General features: G+C 65.3%; 22 protein-coding genes. 15 read left to right on the top strand and 7 right to left on the bottom strand.

Going from position 1 to position 18,261, the window contains the following annotated elements:
• Positions 1–154 precede the first annotated feature (154 nt).
• From PKE80_RS07825 to PKE80_RS07795, 7 genes are all read left to right on the top strand, one after another.
• Positions 155–613, top strand: coding sequence for a YbgC/FadM family acyl-CoA thioesterase (locus PKE80_RS07825; RefSeq protein ID WP_271181988.1), 459 nt, complete (start codon positions 155–157; stop codon positions 611–613).
• Complete coding sequence (gene tolQ, locus PKE80_RS07820) at positions 610–1,317, top strand: protein TolQ (RefSeq protein ID WP_008831780.1); 708 nt, start codon at positions 610–612, stop codon at positions 1,315–1,317. Before PKE80_RS07825 ends, tolQ begins: the two co-directional genes overlap by 4 nt.
• Complete coding sequence (locus PKE80_RS07815) at positions 1,317–1,763, top strand: ExbD/TolR family protein (protein WP_036528115.1); 447 nt, start codon at positions 1,317–1,319, stop codon at positions 1,761–1,763. Before tolQ ends, PKE80_RS07815 begins: the two co-directional genes overlap by 1 nt.
• 24 nt (positions 1,764–1,787) lie before the next feature.
• Positions 1,788–2,831: a cell envelope integrity protein TolA gene (gene tolA, locus PKE80_RS07810; RefSeq protein WP_271181987.1), complete on the top strand. Its 1,044-nt coding sequence runs from the start codon at positions 1,788–1,790 to the stop codon at positions 2,829–2,831.
• Positions 2,828–4,201, top strand: a complete 1,374-nt coding sequence (gene tolB / locus PKE80_RS07805; protein WP_271181986.1) for a Tol-Pal system beta propeller repeat protein TolB — start codon at positions 2,828–2,830, stop codon at positions 4,199–4,201. Before tolA ends, tolB begins: the two co-directional genes overlap by 4 nt.
• 172 nt (positions 4,202–4,373) lie before the next feature.
• The gene (pal, locus tag PKE80_RS07800) at positions 4,374–4,919 is read left to right on the top strand and encodes a peptidoglycan-associated lipoprotein Pal (RefSeq protein WP_008831776.1); all 546 of its coding nucleotides are present in this window, start codon (positions 4,374–4,376) and stop codon (positions 4,917–4,919) included.
• Between the two features lie 100 nt (positions 4,920–5,019).
• Positions 5,020–5,553, top strand: a complete 534-nt coding sequence (locus tag PKE80_RS07795; protein ID WP_008831775.1) for a J domain-containing protein — start codon at positions 5,020–5,022, stop codon at positions 5,551–5,553.
• Positions 5,554–5,817: 264 nt separating this feature from the next.
• Here the strand turns inward: PKE80_RS07795 and infC are convergent, their stop codons facing one another.
• Both infC and pdeM read right to left on the bottom strand, forming a co-directional pair.
• Positions 5,818–6,339 carry a translation initiation factor IF-3 gene (infC, locus tag PKE80_RS07790; protein ID WP_036528118.1) on the bottom strand — a complete coding sequence of 174 codons (522 nt, stop codon included), beginning with the start codon at positions 6,337–6,339 and terminating at the stop codon, positions 5,818–5,820.
• 166 nt (positions 6,340–6,505) lie between these two features.
• Entirely contained in the window at positions 6,506–7,198 is a 693-nt protein-coding gene (pdeM, locus tag PKE80_RS07785) for a ligase-associated DNA damage response endonuclease PdeM (RefSeq protein ID WP_271181985.1), read from the bottom strand.
• Between the two features lie 89 nt (positions 7,199–7,287).
• Here pdeM and hemF point away from each other — a divergent pair, with 89 nt between their 5' ends.
• Both hemF and add read left to right on the top strand, forming a co-directional pair.
• Positions 7,288–8,163: an oxygen-dependent coproporphyrinogen oxidase gene (gene hemF, locus PKE80_RS07780; RefSeq protein ID WP_271181984.1), complete on the top strand. Its 876-nt coding sequence runs from the start codon at positions 7,288–7,290 to the stop codon at positions 8,161–8,163.
• A gap of 277 nt (positions 8,164–8,440) precedes the next feature.
• Positions 8,441–9,556 carry an adenosine deaminase gene (gene add / locus PKE80_RS07775; RefSeq protein ID WP_271181983.1) on the top strand — a complete coding sequence of 372 codons (1,116 nt, stop codon included), beginning with the start codon at positions 8,441–8,443 and terminating at the stop codon, positions 9,554–9,556.
• Between the two features lie 4 nt (positions 9,557–9,560).
• Here the strand turns inward: add and PKE80_RS07770 are convergent, their stop codons facing one another.
• The 3 genes from PKE80_RS07770 to uvrB all read right to left on the bottom strand — a co-directional run bounded on the left by PKE80_RS07770 (position 9,561) and on the right by uvrB (position 12,302).
• Entirely contained in the window at positions 9,561–9,785 is a 225-nt protein-coding gene (locus PKE80_RS07770) for a type II toxin-antitoxin system HicB family antitoxin (RefSeq protein ID WP_271181982.1), read from the bottom strand.
• Positions 9,782–10,036 carry a type II toxin-antitoxin system HicA family toxin gene (locus PKE80_RS07765; RefSeq protein WP_271181981.1) on the bottom strand — a complete coding sequence of 85 codons (255 nt, stop codon included), beginning with the start codon at positions 10,034–10,036 and terminating at the stop codon, positions 9,782–9,784. Before PKE80_RS07765 ends, PKE80_RS07770 begins: the two co-directional genes overlap by 4 nt.
• Before the next feature lie 79 nt (positions 10,037–10,115).
• Positions 10,116–12,302 carry an excinuclease ABC subunit UvrB gene (uvrB, locus tag PKE80_RS07760; RefSeq protein ID WP_271181980.1) on the bottom strand — a complete coding sequence of 729 codons (2,187 nt, stop codon included), beginning with the start codon at positions 12,300–12,302 and terminating at the stop codon, positions 10,116–10,118.
• 101 nt (positions 12,303–12,403) lie between these two features.
• On the opposite strand from uvrB, the gene PKE80_RS07755 reads away from it, so the two are divergent.
• Positions 12,404–12,973 (top strand): DUF3617 domain-containing protein, encoded by a 570-nt coding sequence (locus tag PKE80_RS07755; RefSeq protein WP_069709040.1) that lies wholly within the window; start codon positions 12,404–12,406, stop codon positions 12,971–12,973.
• 21 nt (positions 12,974–12,994) lie between these two features.
• A complete protein-coding gene (locus PKE80_RS07750; protein ID WP_008831766.1) occupies positions 12,995–13,771 on the top strand; it encodes an esterase/lipase family protein in 777 nt (258 codons plus the stop codon).
• A 344-nt stretch (positions 13,772–14,115) separates the two neighbouring features.
• Here PKE80_RS07750 and PKE80_RS07745 read toward each other — a convergent pair whose 3' ends face one another.
• Both PKE80_RS07745 and PKE80_RS07740 read right to left on the bottom strand, forming a co-directional pair.
• Positions 14,116–14,541: a hypothetical protein gene (locus PKE80_RS07745; protein WP_271181979.1), complete on the bottom strand. Its 426-nt coding sequence runs from the start codon at positions 14,539–14,541 to the stop codon at positions 14,116–14,118.
• A gap of 319 nt (positions 14,542–14,860) precedes the next feature.
• A complete protein-coding gene (locus PKE80_RS07740; RefSeq protein ID WP_271181978.1) occupies positions 14,861–16,369 on the bottom strand; it encodes a YifB family Mg chelatase-like AAA ATPase in 1,509 nt (502 codons plus the stop codon).
• Positions 16,370–16,560: 191 nt separating this feature from the next.
• On the opposite strand from PKE80_RS07740, the gene PKE80_RS07735 reads away from it, so the two are divergent.
• The 4 genes from PKE80_RS07735 (at position 16,561) to yidD (ending at position 18,242) form a co-directional block, all read left to right on the top strand.
• Positions 16,561–17,274, top strand: coding sequence for an alpha/beta hydrolase (locus PKE80_RS07735; RefSeq protein ID WP_309298978.1), 714 nt, complete (start codon positions 16,561–16,563; stop codon positions 17,272–17,274).
• Between the two features lie 68 nt (positions 17,275–17,342).
• On the top strand, positions 17,343–17,477 hold the full coding sequence (gene rpmH, locus PKE80_RS07730) for a 50S ribosomal protein L34 (RefSeq protein ID WP_008831762.1): 135 nt from the start codon (positions 17,343–17,345) through the stop codon (positions 17,475–17,477).
• Positions 17,478–17,610: 133 nt separating this feature from the next.
• The gene (gene rnpA / locus PKE80_RS07725; RefSeq protein ID WP_271181976.1) at positions 17,611–18,000 is read left to right on the top strand and encodes a ribonuclease P protein component; all 390 of its coding nucleotides are present in this window, start codon (positions 17,611–17,613) and stop codon (positions 17,998–18,000) included.
• Positions 17,997–18,242 (top strand): membrane protein insertion efficiency factor YidD, encoded by a 246-nt coding sequence (yidD, locus tag PKE80_RS07720; RefSeq protein WP_069709045.1) that lies wholly within the window; start codon positions 17,997–17,999, stop codon positions 18,240–18,242. The genes rnpA and yidD overlap by 4 nt, the downstream gene beginning before the upstream one ends.
• Positions 18,243–18,261 lie beyond the last annotated feature (19 nt).

The raw sequence follows: 18,261 nt of genomic DNA, 5'->3' as shown, positions 1-18,261 counted from the left end.
GAGGGGGCAGGGGTGGGCACTTCCACCGCTGTCCACCGAAAATTTACCCCGCAATACAGCCTCCAAGGTCGGTTCCTGCGCTCCCGGGGTTGAAGTCGCCCTGCTCCCCGTTACACAACCGCCCGGAATGACGGACGCACCATCCTCCCCCCTCATGCCTCAATCGGGCGTGATCGACGGCAAAGTCCACCGCTACCCCTTGCGCGTGTTCTACGAGGACACCGACGCGGGCGGAGTGGTCTATCACGCCAACTACCTGCGCTGGTTCGAGCGTGCCCGCTCCGACCTGCTCGACGTGCTCGGCATCGACCAGCGCGCCTCGCTGGAGGCGGGCACCGGACTCTACACCGTGGCCGAGGCGAACTTGCGCTACCTCTCGCCCGCGCGCCTTGGCGACACGATCATCATCGAGACCTGGGCCGAAAGCACCGGCCGCGTCGCCAGTGTGCTGCGACAGGTCGCATTGCGGGGTGATGTCAGGCTATGCGAGGCGGCCGTAAAGGTCGCGTTCATCAGCCCTGAAGGACGACCGCGCCGACAGCCCGAGGCCTGGCAACAGGCTTTCGCCACACTTGAACCCATCGCCGCTCCGGCCCCGGAAGGACCAGAATGACGCTCGACCTGCTTGCCTCGACCATCAGCTTCGCCGGTGACGACAACCATCTCAACCCGGTGAAACTGTTCCTCGATGCCGACATCGTGGTGCAGGCGATCATGGCCGGGCTGGTCCTCGCCAGCGTGTGGGTATGGATGATCATCGTCACCTTCATCGTGCGCATGGGGGCGATCAGCCGTCGCTGCGACGAGTACGAGGAAGGCTTCTGGGAGGCCCAGAACTTCGACACCTACCAGAAGGAGCGCAAGCGCGGCGACGTGCCGATGGGCAAGGTCGCAGGCGCGGGCCTCGGTGAATTCAAGCGCAACGTCGGCCCCGGCATCGATGCCGAGGGTGCCCGCCAGCGCATCGCCACGATCCTCAATTCCTCGGTGGGCGAGGAGGCGGACAAGCTCTCCGACCGTCTGAACTTCCTGGCAACCGTCGGTTCGGTGGCGCCCTTCGTCGGCCTGTTCGGCACGGTGTGGGGCATCATGAAGAGCTTCTTCGATATCGGCCAGCAGCAGAATTCCTCGCTCGCGGTCGTCGCCCCCGGCATCTCGGAGGCGCTGTTCGCCACTGCGATCGGCCTGTTCGCGGCGATCCCGGCGGTCATCGCCTACAACCGTTTCTCGCATAAGGTGAACGGCTTCGAGGCCCGGCTGCAGCGCTTCGCCGACCATCTTCACGCAGCCCTCACGCGCCAGCTGGAGCAGCGCTGATGGCGATGGGGATGTCCGGAGGCGGCGGACGTCGGCGTCGCGGACGCGGCGGTCGCGGCCCCATGGCCGAGATCAACGTCACGCCGCTCGTCGATGTAATGCTGGTGCTGCTGATCATCTTCATGGTCACCGCGCCGCTGCTGAAGGCGGCGGTGCCGATCGAACTGCCCGAAAGCCGCGCCAAGGCGATGAGCGAGGAGCAGGGCCAGATCACCATCACCCTGCGCCGCGACGGCGCGGTATTCTACGAGCAGGACGAACTCGCGTCCGGCGAACTGCCCGAGCGTCTGGCCTCCACGCCCGCCGGTCCCGACGGCAAGCCGCCGCTGGTGACGCTGCGCGCCGACAAGGCGCTCGACTATGGCCGGGTGATGGAAGTCATGGGCGAACTCAACCGCGCAGGCTTCACCTCGATCTCGCTGGTTACCGATGTCAGCGGCGGTTAAGGCGCGCCGGGTAGGGTCGGTCTGATGGCGGTACTGGGTGTGCGCAAGGATGAGAGGATCGGCCTCGTCGTCGCCGTGCTGTTGCACGGCGCGGTGCTGGCTGCGATCCTGTACAGCCCGCGCTCGAACAACGTGGTCAAGCCGCCCGAGCGTATCGAGGTGACGATCAGCGACGAGGTCGCGGCGACTTCGACTGCCCCGAATCCCGGCGAGGCGTCTCCGGACAAGAGCCCGGAACTGGGCCAGCCCGCGCCGGCGGCGGCACCGCCGCCACCCGAACCCGCGCCTGCGGCGGAGCCCGAACCGGCTCCCGCTCCCGAACCCGCGCCGCGCGTGGTGGAAAAGCCCAAGCCTGAGCCGAAACCCGAGCCGAAACCGGTTCCGAAACCGGTTCCGAAACCCAAGCCGGTCGAGAAGCCCAAGCCCAAGCCCGCGCCCCCCAAGCCGACTCCGCCCAAAGCGAAGCCGACGCCGCCCAAGCCTGCGGCAAAGCCCGCGCCCAAGGCGCCGCCGCGCAAGTCCAGCGCGATCGACGACATCGTTCGCAAGCCTTCGCCCCAACCCGCGGCGAAGCCTGCGACAAGGCCCGCGACCAAGCCGGCCACCACAGGGCAGTCTTCGGGATCGAGCAATTCGGCGACGCCGCCGAAGAAGGCAGGCACCAGTGCTTTCGACGATGCGTTCAAGCCAGGCACGCCGGGCGCCACTTCCAGCGCGCCCAAGCCGACCGGCACGCCTGCGTCCGAGATCGGTCCTTCGGCCCGCTCGGCGCTGGGCGCTGCGATCAACCGGCAGCTCAAGCCGCACTGGCAGGCGCCGCAGGGCGCCGACGTCGAACTGCTGACTACCAAGGTGCGTTTCCGCCTCAACCGCGACGGCAGCCTTGCCGGCGCGCCCGAGGTGATCGGCACCAGCGGCGTCAACGCCTCCAACCGCGCGCAGGTGGAACGCCATCAGGAACAGGCCGTGCGTGCGGTAAGGCTTGCGGCGCCATTCAACTTGCCCGACGATCTCTACGAGGGCTGGAAGGTCGTCACGACCACGTTTGACAGAAGGCTATCGCAATGAAGATAACCCGTGTTCTCGCCTTGGGATTGATGCTGACGGTTTCGGGTACGGCCTTCGCCCAGACGGCACCGGTCATCACGCCCCCCGCGCCGCAGGACGGTGGCCTCGAAGTCACCGTTTCCGACGACAGCGCGTGGAACGACCTCGGCATCGCCATCACCACCTTCGCCACCGATCAGGACGTGCCGACGCGCACCAATGCGGGCACCACCGGCCAGCTGGGCCGGGCGCTGGCGCAAGTCGTGGCGGGCGATCTCAAGAACAACGGCCTGTTCAAGCCCTCCGGCCCCGATGGCCTGCCGCAGCCCGCTTATGGCCAGATCCAGGCGCCCGACTACACGCCATGGGCCGCGCGCAGCGCCGACATGCTGGTACAGGGCTTCGTGCGCGCAGGCGGCGACGGCAACCTGACAATCGGCTGCTATCTCTACGACGTGCAGCTCAAGCAGCAGCTGGTGAAGGGCGGCTGGCAGGTTCCCCCGTCCGACTGGCGCCGCGCCGCGCACAAGTGCGCCGACATGGTCTATTCGCGCCTCTCGGGCGAAAGCCCGTTCTTCGATTCCAAGATCGCCTACATCGCCGAGACCGGTCCCAAGGACCATCGCATGAAGCGCCTTGCGATCATGGATTCGGACGGGGCCAACCACCGCTTCCTGACCAGCGGCCAGTCGATGGCGCTCACCCCGCGCTATTCGCCGGACTACAGCAAGATCATGTACCTGTCCTACCTCAACGGACAGCCGAGCATCTACGCCTACGACCTTGCGACCGACCGCCAGACGCTGATCGCCCGCACCGGTGCGCCGACGCTGGCGCCGCGCTGGTCGCCGGACGGCAAGTGGGTGCTCTATTCGATGGCCAAGGGCGGCACGACCGACATCTACCGCATCTCCTCGGCAGGCGGCGGCACCCCGCAGCGCCTGACCAACGGCCCGGGCATCAACATCGGCGGCAGCTATTCGCCCGACGGCTCGCAGATTGTGTTCGAGAGCGACCGCTCGGGCAGCCAGCAGGTCTATGTGATGAATTCGGACGGGTCGAACCAGCGCCGGATCAGCTTCTTCGGCGGCCGCGCGGCGACGCCCGAATGGAGCCCGCGCGGCGACCAGATCGCCTTCACGCACATCGCGGGCAACTTGCGCGTCGCCGTGATGAACCCGAACGGCGGCGGCATGCGCCACCTCACCGATTCGTGGCAGGACGAGGCGCCGACGTGGTCGCCTAACGGCCGCATCGTGCAGTTCTTCCGCACGACCAAGAGCACCGGCCTCGCCTCGATCTGGCAGGTCGACCTCACCGGCCGCAACGAGCGCAAGCTGCCGACCCCGGTGGGCGCCTCGGATCCGGCCTGGGGTCCGATCCGCCCCTGATTTGCAGGCGAATGCAGCAAGTTGGCGTCCCCGGCGAAATCCGGGGCCGTTTTCTCGCATTCAGGTTGCCCGACGTTCATCTTGACTGTGTAGAGAATTGAACGGAACCATCACACCATGCCGCCCATTCAACAGGCCAGTCGTATCATGGCGGCGACATAGGAGATTGCCGATGCCTTCTTCCCTCTCATCCATGCGCATCACCCGCGTCGGCGCGACGGCGCTGGTCGTGGCCGGCGCTCTTGCCATCTCGGCTTGCGGCAAGAAGGCTCCGGCCCAGCTTCCGCCCGATCCCGGCCCGGCGACCAGCACCGACACCGGCCAGTCGAGCGGCGGCTACGGCATGGCCCAGCCCGGCAGCCAGGCGGACTTCGTCGCCAAGATGATGGGCGCGGACACGATCTACTTCGCCCTCGACGAATCGACCGTCGATGCGCAGGATCAGGCGTCTCTCGCCAAGCAGGCGCAGTGGTTGCAGCAGTACCCCAACAAGCGCGCCACGATCGAGGGCCACTGTGACGAGCGCGGCACCCGCGAATACAACATCGCGCTGGGTGAACGCCGCGCCAACGCCGCCAAGAACTATCTGGCGAGCCTGGGCATCGACCCCTCGCGCATCACCACCGTCAGCTACGGCAAGGAGCGCCCGATCGCGCTCGGTTCGGACGAGGCTTCGTGGGCGCAGAACCGCCGCGCGGTGACCGTCACCATCGATTGATGCCGTTTCCAGCGCGCGGGCGTGCCCAGCGCGCTGGATTGATATTTTTGCGTCAGACGGGGGTTGCGTCCCCGTCGAGTCGCAGCGTATCGCCGATCTGATGAGCCGCGCACGTCGATCCGCAGACTGGGGTTTTCCGCGCTGGCGCGGCTATGGCAGCGCGCGCGAGGCCGTGGAAGTTCGTCTGTGCGATCGCCACGGCTGCAACGATCGCGGCGAGTGCCCCGCTCCCAAGAGCCCCAACAGCCCCGATCGCTGGATGTTCTGCCAGAAGCACGCGGCGGAATACAATTCGGGCTGGGACTACTTCGCCGGGCTGGACGCCGAGGAAGCCGCCGCGCGCGAAGCGAGCGAGCAGGCCGAGACCTCCGGCTACAAGGAAGCGCAGCATTACGGCTGGGGCGGCTCGGGCGACGGGTCGCGCAGCCGGGATGAACTGCGGGCGCTGGAAGCGCTGGGCCTCGATCCCGACGCGGACTTCGATGCGGTGCGCAAGGCGTGGCGCACCAGGGCCAAGGAAGTCCACCCGGACGTGAAGCCCAATGATGCCGAGGCGGCGAAGGCGTTCCAGACGTACCAACTTGCCTACGAAGTCCTGCGCGCGGCGGAAGAACGCCGCGAGTGGAAGGGCTGAGCGGCGGCTTTTCGCTCACGGGGCTTTGACAAGCTCAGCCTGAGCGGGGTTGAGATGGTATCGGATTAAGCCACCCTTCGTCATTGCGAGCGAAGCGAAGCAATCCAGGGCAGCATAAACCGCCCTGGATTGCTTCGCTTCGCTCGCAATGACGATTGGAGGTATGATCATGGCGCTCTGCCGTCTCGAAGCCCCATCCTCAAACGACAAAAGGCGCGGCCATCGGCCACGCCCCTCGTTTGCGTCGAAACCGACAGCTATCGCTTACTTCGGCGACAGCACCATCAGCATCTGGCGGCCTTCCATGCGCGGATAGGCTTCGATCTTGGCGATCTCTTCCACATCCTGCTGCACACGGCGCAGGAGGTCCATGCCAAGCTGCTGGTGCGAAAGCTCGCGACCACGGAAGCGTAGCGTCACCTTGACCTTGTCGCCGTCCTCGATGAAGCGCACGACATTGCGCATCTTCGTGTCGTAGTCATGGTCGTCGATGTTCGGACGCATCTTGATCTCTTTGATCTCCTGCGTCTTCTGCGTCTTTCGAGCGGCGTTTGCCTTCTTCTGCGCCTCGTAACGGTACTTGCCCACGTCGAGGAACTTGCACACCGGCGGATCGGCGTTCGGGGAGACCTCAACGAGGTCGAGACCGACCTCAGCTGCCTGCTCGATCGCCTGGCGCGTGTACATGACGCCCAGGTTCTCGCCCTCATGGTCGATGACGCGGACCTTGTCCGACTGGATCATGTTATTGTAGCGCGGTCCACTCTTGACCGGTGGCGTCATCATGCGCCGGGGTGGGGGTGCTATATGCGTTCTCCTGAGTCGTTACAGTCGACGTGGCTGGATTCGGCGGTCATTAATGCGATTCGTCCTCGCGCGCAAAGCGCGATTTCACGAGATTGCAGATGGAACGCCCCGACCGGAAAACCGGCCTTGCGCGCCATATAGGTATTCAGGCCGCTTTGCGCCAGAGCGGATAGCGTATCAACTGCCCGCGAGCAGGCACCAGCGCCTCGATCGCATCGGCCGGCTGAAGCGCGGACAGGATCGCCGGATCGGCCGCATTCATACCGCCGGTCAACGCTCCAAAGGCCGGCAGGATCAGCCGTTTCTCGCTGCGCACCGCACAAGGGCGCGCAATCCGCCGTCCGCGCGCCTCGATCATCAGGCGCGGATGGAAGTGGCCCGAGACTTCCGCTTCGCATGTGCCCGGCAAAGCCTGGTGGCGCAGGGCAAGGCCTGCCAGCATCAGTTCCTCGACTCGGGTGCCACCTGCCTCGGCGCCCAGATGCGGGTCGTGATTGCCGGCGATCCACACCCAGTCGAGCGCGCGGGTCAGCGCGGCGAGCATCCCGGCGGCGTGCGGCTCCAGCCGGTCCGGTCCGGCGCTGTCGTGGAAATTGTCCCCCAGTGCGAAGACCCGCCGCGCGCCCGTGGTCCGCACTGCCGAGGCAAGCCGTTCCAGCGTCTCGCGGCTGTCGTAGGGGGGCAGCATCTGGCCGGTGCGGGCGAAGAAGCTGGCCTTCTCCAGATGGAGGTCTGCGACCAGCAGCGCCTGTTCGCGCGGCCAGTAGAGCGCGCAGGCACCCCGCATGGCGCCGTCCACCAGAACCATCTCCTGACCGCAGAACGAAAAGGGAACCATGGCTTTTCCTTGCCGCAGCTTGTCCAATTTGGCAAGCGCCGTGCAAAGCGAAGGGTGCCACGTTACGGCAACCTGCCATGAGGACACGGATGACGGACTGGACCCCCTACACGACGCGCGCCAGCGACTGGTTCCGCACCTTGCGCGATCGCATTTGCGCTGAATTCGAGGCGATCGAGCGCGAGGCGGGCTCCGATGCGGTGTTCGGCTACACGCCCTGGCAGCGCGCCGCCGTGGAGGGTGCCGAAGACAAACAGGGCGGCGAAACCGGAGGCGGCACACGCGGGCTCATGAAAGGGCGTGTGTTCGAGAAGGTCGGCGTCAACATCTCGACCGTCTCGGGCGGATTGGCCAAGGACTTCGCCGCGACCATCAACGGGGCCTCGGCCGAGAACAACGGCTTCACCGCCACCGGCATCAGCCTCGTCGCGCACATGGCGAACCCGCATGTCCCGGCGGTTCACATGAACACGCGCTTCCTGACGACGACCAAGGCGTGGTTCGGCGGCGGCGCCGATCTCAACCCACCATTGCCCTATGAGGAGGACACGGCCGAGTTCCATGCGGAATTCAAGGCCGCCTGCGATGTCCACGGCGGGGATTACTACGACCGCTTCAGGGCCTGGGCGGACGAGTATTTCTACATCCCCCACCGCAAGGTCCATCGCGGCGTCGGCGGCATCTTCTACGACCACCTCGAATGCGGCGACGAAGCCGCGTGGGAGGCGAACTTCGCCTTCACCAAGGCGGTGGGCGAGGCATTCCTTGCGGTATTCCCCCGGCTGGTGCGCCGCCGCATGGGCATGGACTTCACCCCCGCCGACAAGGCGCAGCAGCTGGAATGGCGCGGGCGCTATGCCGAATTCAACCTCGTCTATGACCGGGGCACGCTGTTCGGCCTGAAGACCGGCGGCAATATCGACGCGATCCTGATGAGTCTGCCGCCCGAAGCGACCTGGAGCTGAGGTATTAGAGTGCATCGCCGGCAGCCCTGACTCAATCCCGTCATCCCCGCGAAGGCGGGGACCCAACTGATTCCAGTGATGCAGGCACCGTCAGGAGATGGGTTCCCGCCTTCGCGGGAATGACGATGAAGGGGAACGCGGCAGGTCGATTTCGACACTGCGATGGCGTCCCTCGGCCTCGCCGTTTTCTGCAACGCCGCGCCCGGTTTTCTCGGTTGGACAAGCCCTGCGCCGGCCTCGATGATCCGCCTCGTTAACTCAGGGGTGGGCCATCAACATGAATCTGGATCGACGTTCCCTCATCGGCGGCGCGCTGTGCGCTGCCGCCATGCCGCTGCTGCCGATGCGTGCCCTCGCCGCGCCGGATGACATGGCCACCTTCATCGCCGCCATGCCCAAGGCCGAGTACCACGTGCACCTCGAAGGCACGCTGGAAGCCGAGATGAAGTTCGCCCTCGCCAGGCGCAACGGCGTGAAGCTGCCTTATGCCGACGTCGCGGCGATGAAGCGCAGCTACGTGTTCCACGACCTGCCCACCTTCCTGAAGGTCTACTACGAGGGCATGAACGTGCTGCTGACCGAGCAGGACTTCTACGATCTGTGCTACGCCTATCTCGCCAAGGCCCATTCGCAGAACGTGCTCTATGCCGAGATGTTCTTCGACCCCCAGCAGCACATCGACCGGGGCGTGCCGATCGCGGCGGTGATCGGCGGCATCACCCGCGCCCGCGCCGATGCCGAGGCGAAGCTGGGCATCGGCTCACAGCTGATCCTGTGTTTCATGCGCGACCTGACGGCGGACAACGCGATGGCCGCGCTCGACGCGGCGCTGCCCTACAAGGACAAGCTGGTCGGCGTCGGCCTCGATTCGGACGAGAAGGACAACCCGCCCGCCAAGTTCGCCGCCCACTTCGCCAAGGCCCGCGCGGCCGGGCTGAAGGTGACGGCGCATTGCGACGTCAACCAGAAGGATACGCTGGAACACTTGCGCGAGGCGCTGGTCGACATCGCCGTCGATCGCATCGACCACGGCGGCAACATCCTGCAGTCGCCCGAACTGATCGCCATCGCCAAGGCGAAGGACATGGCCTTCACCGTCTGCCCCTCGTTCTCGGGCAAGGTCGTGGTGGACGGGCAGCCGGTGGAGGTGGTGCGCGGGATGCTGGATCAGGGACTGAAGGTCTCGATCAACTCGGACGACCCGGCCTACATGGGCAGCAATTACATCACCCAGGCCATGATCGAGGCGCAGACGCGCTCATCGCTGACGAAGGCGGAACTGGTGCGGATTTCGCGCAATGCCTTCGACACGGCGTGGATCACGCCCGAGCGCAAGGCGAACTATCAGGCGAAGCTGGCGGCCTTCGCGAAGGCGCGCGGGGTGGCGGTGTGAGGGATCAGACCGCCGCGTAGATCGCGGGCCGATACCGGGGCTCGGGAATGGCCAAGCCCTTTTCGGCCGCCACGTCCAGCCAGCCTGCGATGGCATCGTCGATGTTGGCGAGCGCTTCGGCGCGCGTATCGCCGTGCGCGGAACAGGGCTTGAGGTCGGGAACGTCCGCGATCCAGCTCGCGTCCTCGTCCGACCAAAACAGGTTGATGTGGTAATGTGGCTCGTTCACAGGACGATATATAGCCCGTGTTGCTCAACCAGTTCAAGGAACTCGCGAACCTGATAGGGCTTCGCGTCCTTGTCGCTGGGCTGGACGGGGAAGGGCCGTTGCAGGGACGGATGCGTCCAGATCTGGTGACTGCCCTTCGTGCGGACATGCTCGAAGCCGAAGGCTTTCAGCAACCGCTCGAAATCCCGGAAGGCGACGGTTCGGTTTCGGGATTCGAGGAGTTGAGTGTAAAGTCTTGTCGGTTTTATCATGGCTGCCCTCAGTAATGCGCAGCACTTTTAATACTGGCCACTAAGTGATTCGCAACAAGCCCCCTTATGGAAAAGCCGGCTACTTCCCGAACTTCCGCTGCGTCTTCCCGTACCGCATCTTGCGTGTGCCCGGCTTGCCCTCGTTGCTACGCCCCACCCTCGGCGCCTTGTGCTCCGCCTCGGGCAAACCAAGCTCATTCTGCTCAAGCCGCCTGATCTCGTCGCGCAGGCGTCCGGCCTCTTCGAACTCCAGGTCCGCGGCGGCCGCGCGCATGCGCTTCTCCAGGTCCTCGATGTACGAGCGCAGGTTGTGGCCGACGAGGTTGCTGGTGCTGTCATCCTCGAGGTCCACCACCACGCCGTCGCGGCTGGCGGTATCCGCCACGATGTCGGCGATGCGGCGCTTGATCGTTTGCGGGGTGATGCCGTTTTCGAGGTTGAACTGCTCCTGCCGGGCGCGGCGGCGGTCGGTTTCGGCGATCGCGCGCTCCATCGATCCGGTCATGCGGTCGGCGTAGAGGATCACCCGCCCGTCCACGTTGCGCGCGGCGCGGCCGATCGTCTGGATCAGCGAAGTCTCGCTGCGCAGGAAGCCTTCCTTATCCGCGTCTAGGATGCACACGAGGCCGCATTCGGGAATGTCGAGCCCCTCGCGCAGCAGGTTGATGCCGATCAGCACGTCGTAGACGCCCATGCGCAAGTCCCGGATCAGTTCGATGCGCTCCAGCGTCTCCACGTCGGAGTGCATGTAGCGCACCCGCACGCCCTGCTCGTGCATGAACTCGGTCAGGTCCTCGGCCATGCGCTTGGTGAGGGTGGTGACGAGAGTGCGGTAGCCCTTGGCCGCCACGTCCTTGCACTGGGCGATGCAGTCCTGCACCTGATCCTCGACCGGGCGGATTTCCACCGGCGGGTCGATCAGGCCGGTCGGACGGATGACCTGCTCGGCGAAGACGCCTCCGGTCTGGTCCATCTCCCAGTGGCCGGGGGTGGCCGAGACGGCGAAAGTCTGCGGACGCATCGCGTCCCACTCGTTGAAGCGGAGAGGGCGGTTGTCGATGCAACTGGGCAGGCGGAAGCCGTATTCGGCCAGCGTGATCTTGCGGCGGTGGTCGCCCTTGGACATGGCGCCGATCTGCGGCACCGTCTGGTGGCTTTCGTCGACGAAGAGCAGGGCGTTGTCAGGCAGGTACTCGAACAGGGTCGGCGGCGGCTCGCCGGGGATGCGCCCGGTCAGGAAGCGGCTGTAGTTCTCGATGCCATTGCACGATCCGGTGGCGGCGATCATCTCCAGGTCGAAGTTGGTGCGCTGCTCAAGCCGCTGGGCCTCCAGCAGTTTGCCCTCGGCCTCCAGTTCCTTGAGCCGCTCGGTCAGCTCGAAGCGGATCGCCTCGCTTGCCTGCCGCATCGTCGGGCCGGGCGTGACGTAGTGCGAGTTCGCATAGACGCGCACCTTTTCCAGCACCGCGCCCTTCTTGCCGGTGAGGGGATCGAATTCGGCGATCTCCTCGATATCGTCGCCGAAGAAGCTGATGCGCCAGGCCACGTCTTCCAGATGGCTGGGGAACAGCTCCAGATTGTCGCCGCGGACGCGGAAGTTGCCGCGCGCAAACGCCACGTCGTTGCGCTTGTACTGCAGGGCGACGAGCTTGCGGATGATCTCGGTCTGGTCCTGCGCCTTGCCGGTGACGAGGTCGAAGATCATCGCCGAATAGGTCTCGACCGAACCGATGCCGTAGAGGCACGACACCGAGGCGACGATGATGACGTCGTCGCGCTCCAGCAGCGCGCGGGTGGCCGAGTGGCGCATCCGGTCGATCGCCTCGTTCACCGAGCTTTCCTTCTCGATGTAGGTGTCCGACCGGGGCACGTAGGCCTCGGGCTGGTAATAATCGTAGTACGAGACGAAATATTCGACCGCGTTGTCCGGGAAGAAGTCCTTGAACTCGCCGTAGAGCTGCGCGGCCAGGATCTTGTTCGGCGCCAGGATCAGCGCGGGGCGCTGCAGTTCCTCGATCACCTTGGCCATCGTGAAGGTCTTGCCCGAGCCGGTGACCCCCAGCAGCACCTGAGTCTTCTCGCCATCGGCCGCGCTGGCGACGAGTTCGGCGATGGCGGTCGGCTGGTCGCCCGCCGGGGCATAGTCCGAGACGATCTTGAACGGCTTGCCCGGCATCGATTTCTCGGGCCGCTGCGGTTTGTGGGGGACGAAGTTCTCCGAAGTATCGGGTTCTTCGAGGCCGCGCCGGATGATGATCTCTGCCATGGCGGAACATATGGGGTATATCCGTTCCCGCGGCAACAGGGCGTTGGCGTTGGGGCAGGGCGGTGATAGCCCTCGGTGCATCTCAGGGAGAGGAGAAGGCCATGAAGGGCAGGATCATGATCGCGGCGCTGAGCATGATGACGGGCGCGCTGGTTCTGGGCGGCTGCGGATCGAAGGACGACGGCGAGCAAGCCGGGAGCGGCGGTGCACCGAAGTCGGCGGAGGAGGTGAAGCACGAGGCGGCCAAGCTCGATACTCCGCAGCCGGGCCAGTATCGGCAGACGGTGGAGATCACCCGTCTCGAAGTGCCGGGCATGCCGAAGGAAGCCGCCGAACAGATGAAGTCGATGATGGCGGCGAAGCAGGAAAGCACCATCTGCCTGACCAGGGCGGACGCCGAAAAAGGCTATCGCGACATGTTCAGGGGTGTGGGCAAGGGGAACGAGTGCTCCTATTCGAAGTTCGACGTTGATGGCGGCAGGCTTGATGCCCAGATGGATTGCCAGTCCGCCGGTGATGGCAAATCGACGATGACGCTTAATGGCACGGTCAGGCGCGATGGTTCAGATGTCACGGTCGACATGGATACCACCGGCGGACCTGCGCCCACGGGTTCAATGAAGATGACGATGCACCTGACCACCACTCGCCTCGGCGACTGCAAGACATGATGGGGTAACGCGAAGAGAGCGATGGATCCGCTGAACGAGGAACAGGAACGCTTCGCGGGATCCCTGCGCGCCGCGATCGCGCGGCGCGCCGCCTTCGCGCGCGAGCAGCACCCCGAGGGGGTCGGCAAGCCGCCGCTCGAGCTGCTGTGGGCGGAACTGCGCTCGCTCTATCGGGGCGGCCACAAGGTGCGGTTCACGGGGCAGCGGGTGCAGCCGGCAGTCAGCCCGATGCCGGTCATGCTGCTGCCCGGCTTCGGCGCGCATCCCAAGCGGATGAAGCCGATGGCCGACGCGCTCTCCGCCGCCGGGCACCATGTCCACCAGTGGGGCCTGGGCCTCAACCTCGGGCCGAACGAGCGCAATTTCTCCTACCTCATGCGCCGGGTGGCGATCATCGCGCGGGAGAACTGGCACCCGGTCGCATTGGTCGGCTGGTCGCTCGGCGGCCTCTTCGCGCGCGAGATCGCCCGGCGCGAGCCGCATCTGGTGGCCAAGGTCATTACCATGGGCACGCCCTTTTCGGGCGATCCGCGGGCCAACAATGCGTGGAAGGCCTATCAGGTGGTGACCGGCCATTCGGTGGACAGCCCGCCGATCGACTGCGATTTCTCGGAGAAACCCGCCGTACCGACGATCGCCCTATGGAGCCCGCGCGACGGCATCATCCAGCCCCGCGCCGCTGCGGGCTGGCCGCACGAGCGCGATCGTGCGGTGGCGATACGCTGCAGCCACCTCGACTTTTCGAGTTCGCCCAAGGTAGTGGCGGAGGTCCTGCGGCAACTGGATGTGCGGGAGTAAGGGCTATCTGCCGTCTCAGAACCAGACCGTCATCCCGGCAAAGGCCGGGACCGCTCTCGTTCTGTCGCGACATCTCGGCTAGGCTGGGAAAAAGCTGCCGCAACTCTGCCGAGATTGCATATCATGGTCATAGCGGTCCCAGCCTTCGCTGGGATGACGACGGTGTTCGAATAACGGATTTGAGTGGTTATCTGCCGTTTTAACGGCTCTAAACCAACCCCGTCATTTCCGCGAAAGCGGGGACCCAACTGATGCCCGTGCAACACGAAGCGTCAGAAGATGGGTTCCCGCCTTCGCGGGAATGACGGCAAAGTGTGGATGGCCGACAGACTGTATTGGATGCTTCAGCGAGCGTGACCAACAATCCGTAAGCCAGTCGAGGTATCCTCCAAAGGAAGTTTCCTGCCGAGCGCCAAAAGCGCAGAACGGACGGCCGCAATATCTTGCGGGTAGTGCTCGGCGGGCACATTATTTTTTCGTGGAAAAATAGCTACCGCTGGAACCTCCATCCATTCGATCCCGACAAGAGGAAATGGGCCGAAATCGATACTGTCCACGAAAGCATGGGGCGCATTGAGCCATGGTAGACTGATAGCTTTTTCGTTCTCGGCCTCGATGAACTTGATGACAAGCTGTCGTATGCCAAGGCCATCGTTCTCTAAGGCAGTGAAGACAGACCGCCACTTAGTATTCGACATGAAAGATGCCGAATACAATCGCAGGACAGCGCGGCGCTCGCGGCGTAGATCGGCAGATAAATCATGCTTCATGCCACCTTGTGTGCCTTCGGTTAACAGCGGCTGCAATACGCGCATAGGCAATGGGCATCAACGACCGCAACGGGGCGCTTGCCGAAGGTCGGCTTTCCTACACAACGGGCACTCCGATACACTGCGCTCATGACCGTCCGTCGCTCAACTCCCATCACAAGGTTACACCGCAAGGTGACACCTCACTCGCACAAGGTGACACATCGCACGCAAAATGTGTCACCTTGCGGCTCTAAGGTGACACTTTCCGGCTCTAAGGTGACACCTTTTCTCTCTGGACCGTGTCAACCGTGTAAACCCTGTCACCTTGCGCGGGCTCTCACCCCACCGGAGCACGGCGGCGATAGCTCAGCGCCTCGGCGACATGGATGCGGGTGACCTGACCCGCCCCCGCCAGATCGGCGATCGTCCGGCTGGTGCGCAGGATGCGGGTGTAGCCGCGCGCGGAGAGGCGCATCGTTTCGGCGGCCTGTATCAGCAGGCGGCGTCCGGCCTCGTCCGGAGTGGCGTGGGCTTCCAGCAGGTCGCCGTCGAGTTCGGCATTGGTGCGCGCCTTGGTGCCGTTCAGTCGCTCCGCCTGAATCTCGCGCGCCTGAGCCACCCGGGCGGCGACCTGCACGCTGCCTTCGCTTGGTGGCGGGAGGGCGAGATCGACGGCGCGGACGGGATCTACCTCGACGTGAAGATCGATCCGGTCGAGCAGCGGCCCGGAAACCTTGCTCTGGTAATCCGCCCCGCAGCGCGGCGCGCGGCTGCAGGCAAGGGCGGGGTCGCCCATGTAGCCGCACCGGCATGGGTTCATCGCCGCGATCAACTGGACTCGTGCGGGATACGTGAGATGGGCATTGGCGCGGGCGACGGTGACTTCGCCGCATTCCAGCGGCTGGCGCAGCGAATCGAGGGCCTGCCGCTGGAATTCAGGCAGTTCGTCGAGGAACAGGACGCCGAGGTGCGCCATCGAAACTTCACCCGGCCGCACCTTGATCCCGCCACCGGTCAGAGCGGCGATCGAGGCGGAGTGATGCGGCGCGCGGAACGGCCGGGCACGGCTGATCCGCCCGCCCTCCAGCGTGCCCGCTACCGAGGCGACCATCGATACCTCCAGCGCTTCGGCCGGGGTGAGTTCGGGCAAGACGCCGGGCAGGCACGATGCGAGCAGCGACTTGCCCGCGCCCGGTGGCCCGACCATCAACAGGTTGTGCGCGCCCGCAGCCGCGATCTCTAGTGCGCGGCGGGCGGTTTCCTGTCCCTTGACCTGCCGGAGATCGGGGCCGCCTGCCCGCGTTTCGACCTCGCCCAGCGGTGGCGTCTGCAGCACTCGGATGCCGCGCAAGTGGTTGAGCAGGCTGATGAGATTGGGCGCCGCGACCACTGGCACCCCGCTGGCCCAGCGCGCTTCCGAGCCTTGCGAGGCCGGGCAGATCAGACCCTTCTCGTGCTCGCTGGCGTGGATCGCCGCCAGCAATACGCCGGGAGAGGGGATCACCCGGCCATCGAGCGCGAGTTCGCCCACCGCCACGAAATCGCCCAGTTGCTCGGCATCGACCACGCCCATCGCCGCCAGCAACGCCAGCGCTACCGGCAGGTCGAAGTGCGAGCCTTCCTTGGGCAGGTCGGCGGGGGAGAGGTTGACGATGATTCGCTTGGGCGGCAACGCCAACCCCATCGCGGTGAGCGCCGCGCTCACCCGCTGGGTGCTTTCGCGCACCGCCTTGTCGGGCAGGCCGACGAGCGTGAAGCCGGGCATTCCCGGTGCGATTTGGCACTGCACCTCGACGGCACGCGCCTCGAGCCCGAGGTACGCGACGGTCGAGACGATGGCGACCAAGGGAAGGGCCTTTCTGCAAGAATTGCGAAGAAGACCTCGTCTAGTAAGGCCCGCTCGCGGCGGCGCCATGTTCAAAAATATACCTTACAGCACTTTAACCGGACCCGTGAGGAAGAGGGTAAGGGTGTTCCCGGCATAGACTTGTGATGCGCTCGCTTTCCGCAAGTCTTGCTCTGGTCGCCCTTTTCGCCGTGTCCCCCCTGTCGGCGCAGGTGATCGAGTACGAGACTGTCGACGAGGTCACCGATTCCGTCGTTACCGGGGGCGAGCGCACCCTCTTCACTACCGCGATCGAAGCGCCTGCGATGCCGCAAGGTCCGGCCTACGGTCCGTTCCGCGTGCTGGACGAGGGCCGGGCGGCGCTGGTCGATGTCACCGACGCGCGCACGCCCGGGCAGTTCACCGCGATGCTGCGCGACCATCCCGGAATTGCCACGATCGAGATGATCGACTGCCCCGGCACCGAGGACGACCTCGCCAACCTGCAGGTCGGCCAGATGATTCGCCGCAGCGGCATCGTCACCCATGTTCCGGCGGGAGGGTCGGTGCGTTCGGGCGGGGTAGAACTGTTCCTGGCGGGCGCGCGGCGCTACGCCGATCCGGGCTCCGAGTTCGCGGTGCATTCCTGGCAGGACGACACCGGGCTCGAGCCCTCGGACTATGCCGCCAATGCGCCCGAGAATCGTCGCTACATCGACTACTACCGCGCCATGGGCATGAATGCGGCCGAGGCGCAGGCGTTCTATGCCATGACTAATTCCGTGCCCTTCGCTTCGGCGCGCTGGCTCGACGCGGGGGAGATGAGTGCGTGGGTGCAACTGGACGAGGTGAAAGTGGATGTGAGTCCGCGTTTTCAGTTCCTCCAGCTTGCGGCTGTTGTTGACTCAATCCCGTCGTTCCAGTAACGGCGGCCAACGATTTCCATGGTCGTCCGGTTTGGGCGGCCCTTTTTGTTAGATTTTCGAGGACTGACATGAAGCGCACTTTCCAGCCGAGCAACCTTGTTCGCGCCCGTCGTCACGGCTTCCGTGCCCGCACCGCGACCGTCGGTGGCCGCAAGGTTCTGCGCGCGCGTCGCGCTCGCGGCCGCGCCAAGCTCTCGGCCTAATCCGCCGGGATCGGCAGGGGCGCAAAGCTCCTGCCATAAGCGGCGCCAGCCCACGCTCTCGCCTTGCGCGAGGGCATGGGCTGGCGCCGTTTTGCTTTGGCGCGAATCGCCATGTCCCGACGTTCGAGCTGTCATGAAGCAGGCTGACGCCTACACGGTCCTGAGCCGTCGTTCGGACTTTCTCGCTGCCAATCGCGGCCTGCGAGTCGCGCGCCCCGGTTTCGTGCTGCTGGCCAACCGCAATGACGGGCTGGGGCGGCGCGCCGGGATCACGGTGACCAAGAAGATCGGCAATGCCGTCGTGCGCAACCGCATGAAACGGCGTTTCCGCGCGCTGCTTCGCGAATTGCTGCCCGAGCATGGCCTTGCCGACACCGACCATGTGCTGATCGGCCGTGAAGGCGGGGTCGAGCGCGACTTCGACAAGCTGCGCGGCGAACTCGTCGCCGCTCTGGGGCGGGCGCGGGACGGGAAGGGTGATGCGCCCCGCCAGCCGAATCGCAGGCGTGGCCCTCGCAAATGACCAAGGTTCTCGCCTTCCTCGTCTCGCTTCCGGGGCTGGCGATCATCGGTGTCGCGCGATTGTGGCAACTCGGTCCTTCGGCGATCATGCCGCCCACCTGCCGCTACTCCCCCTCCTGTTCGCAGTACGCGATTATCGCGGTTCGCAAGCATGGTGCGATCAAGGGTGGATTGCTGGCGCTGTGGCGTCTATTGCGCTGCAATCCTTGGGGTGGGCACGGGCACGATCCCGTGCCGGACTGAACCTTAGATACTGGCGAAG

The organism is Novosphingobium resinovorum, from assembly GCF_027922145.1.
GTDB classification, from domain to species: Bacteria; Pseudomonadota; Alphaproteobacteria; order Sphingomonadales; family Sphingomonadaceae; genus Novosphingobium; species Novosphingobium resinovorum.
This window is presented reverse-complemented; position numbering and strand designations above follow the sequence as displayed.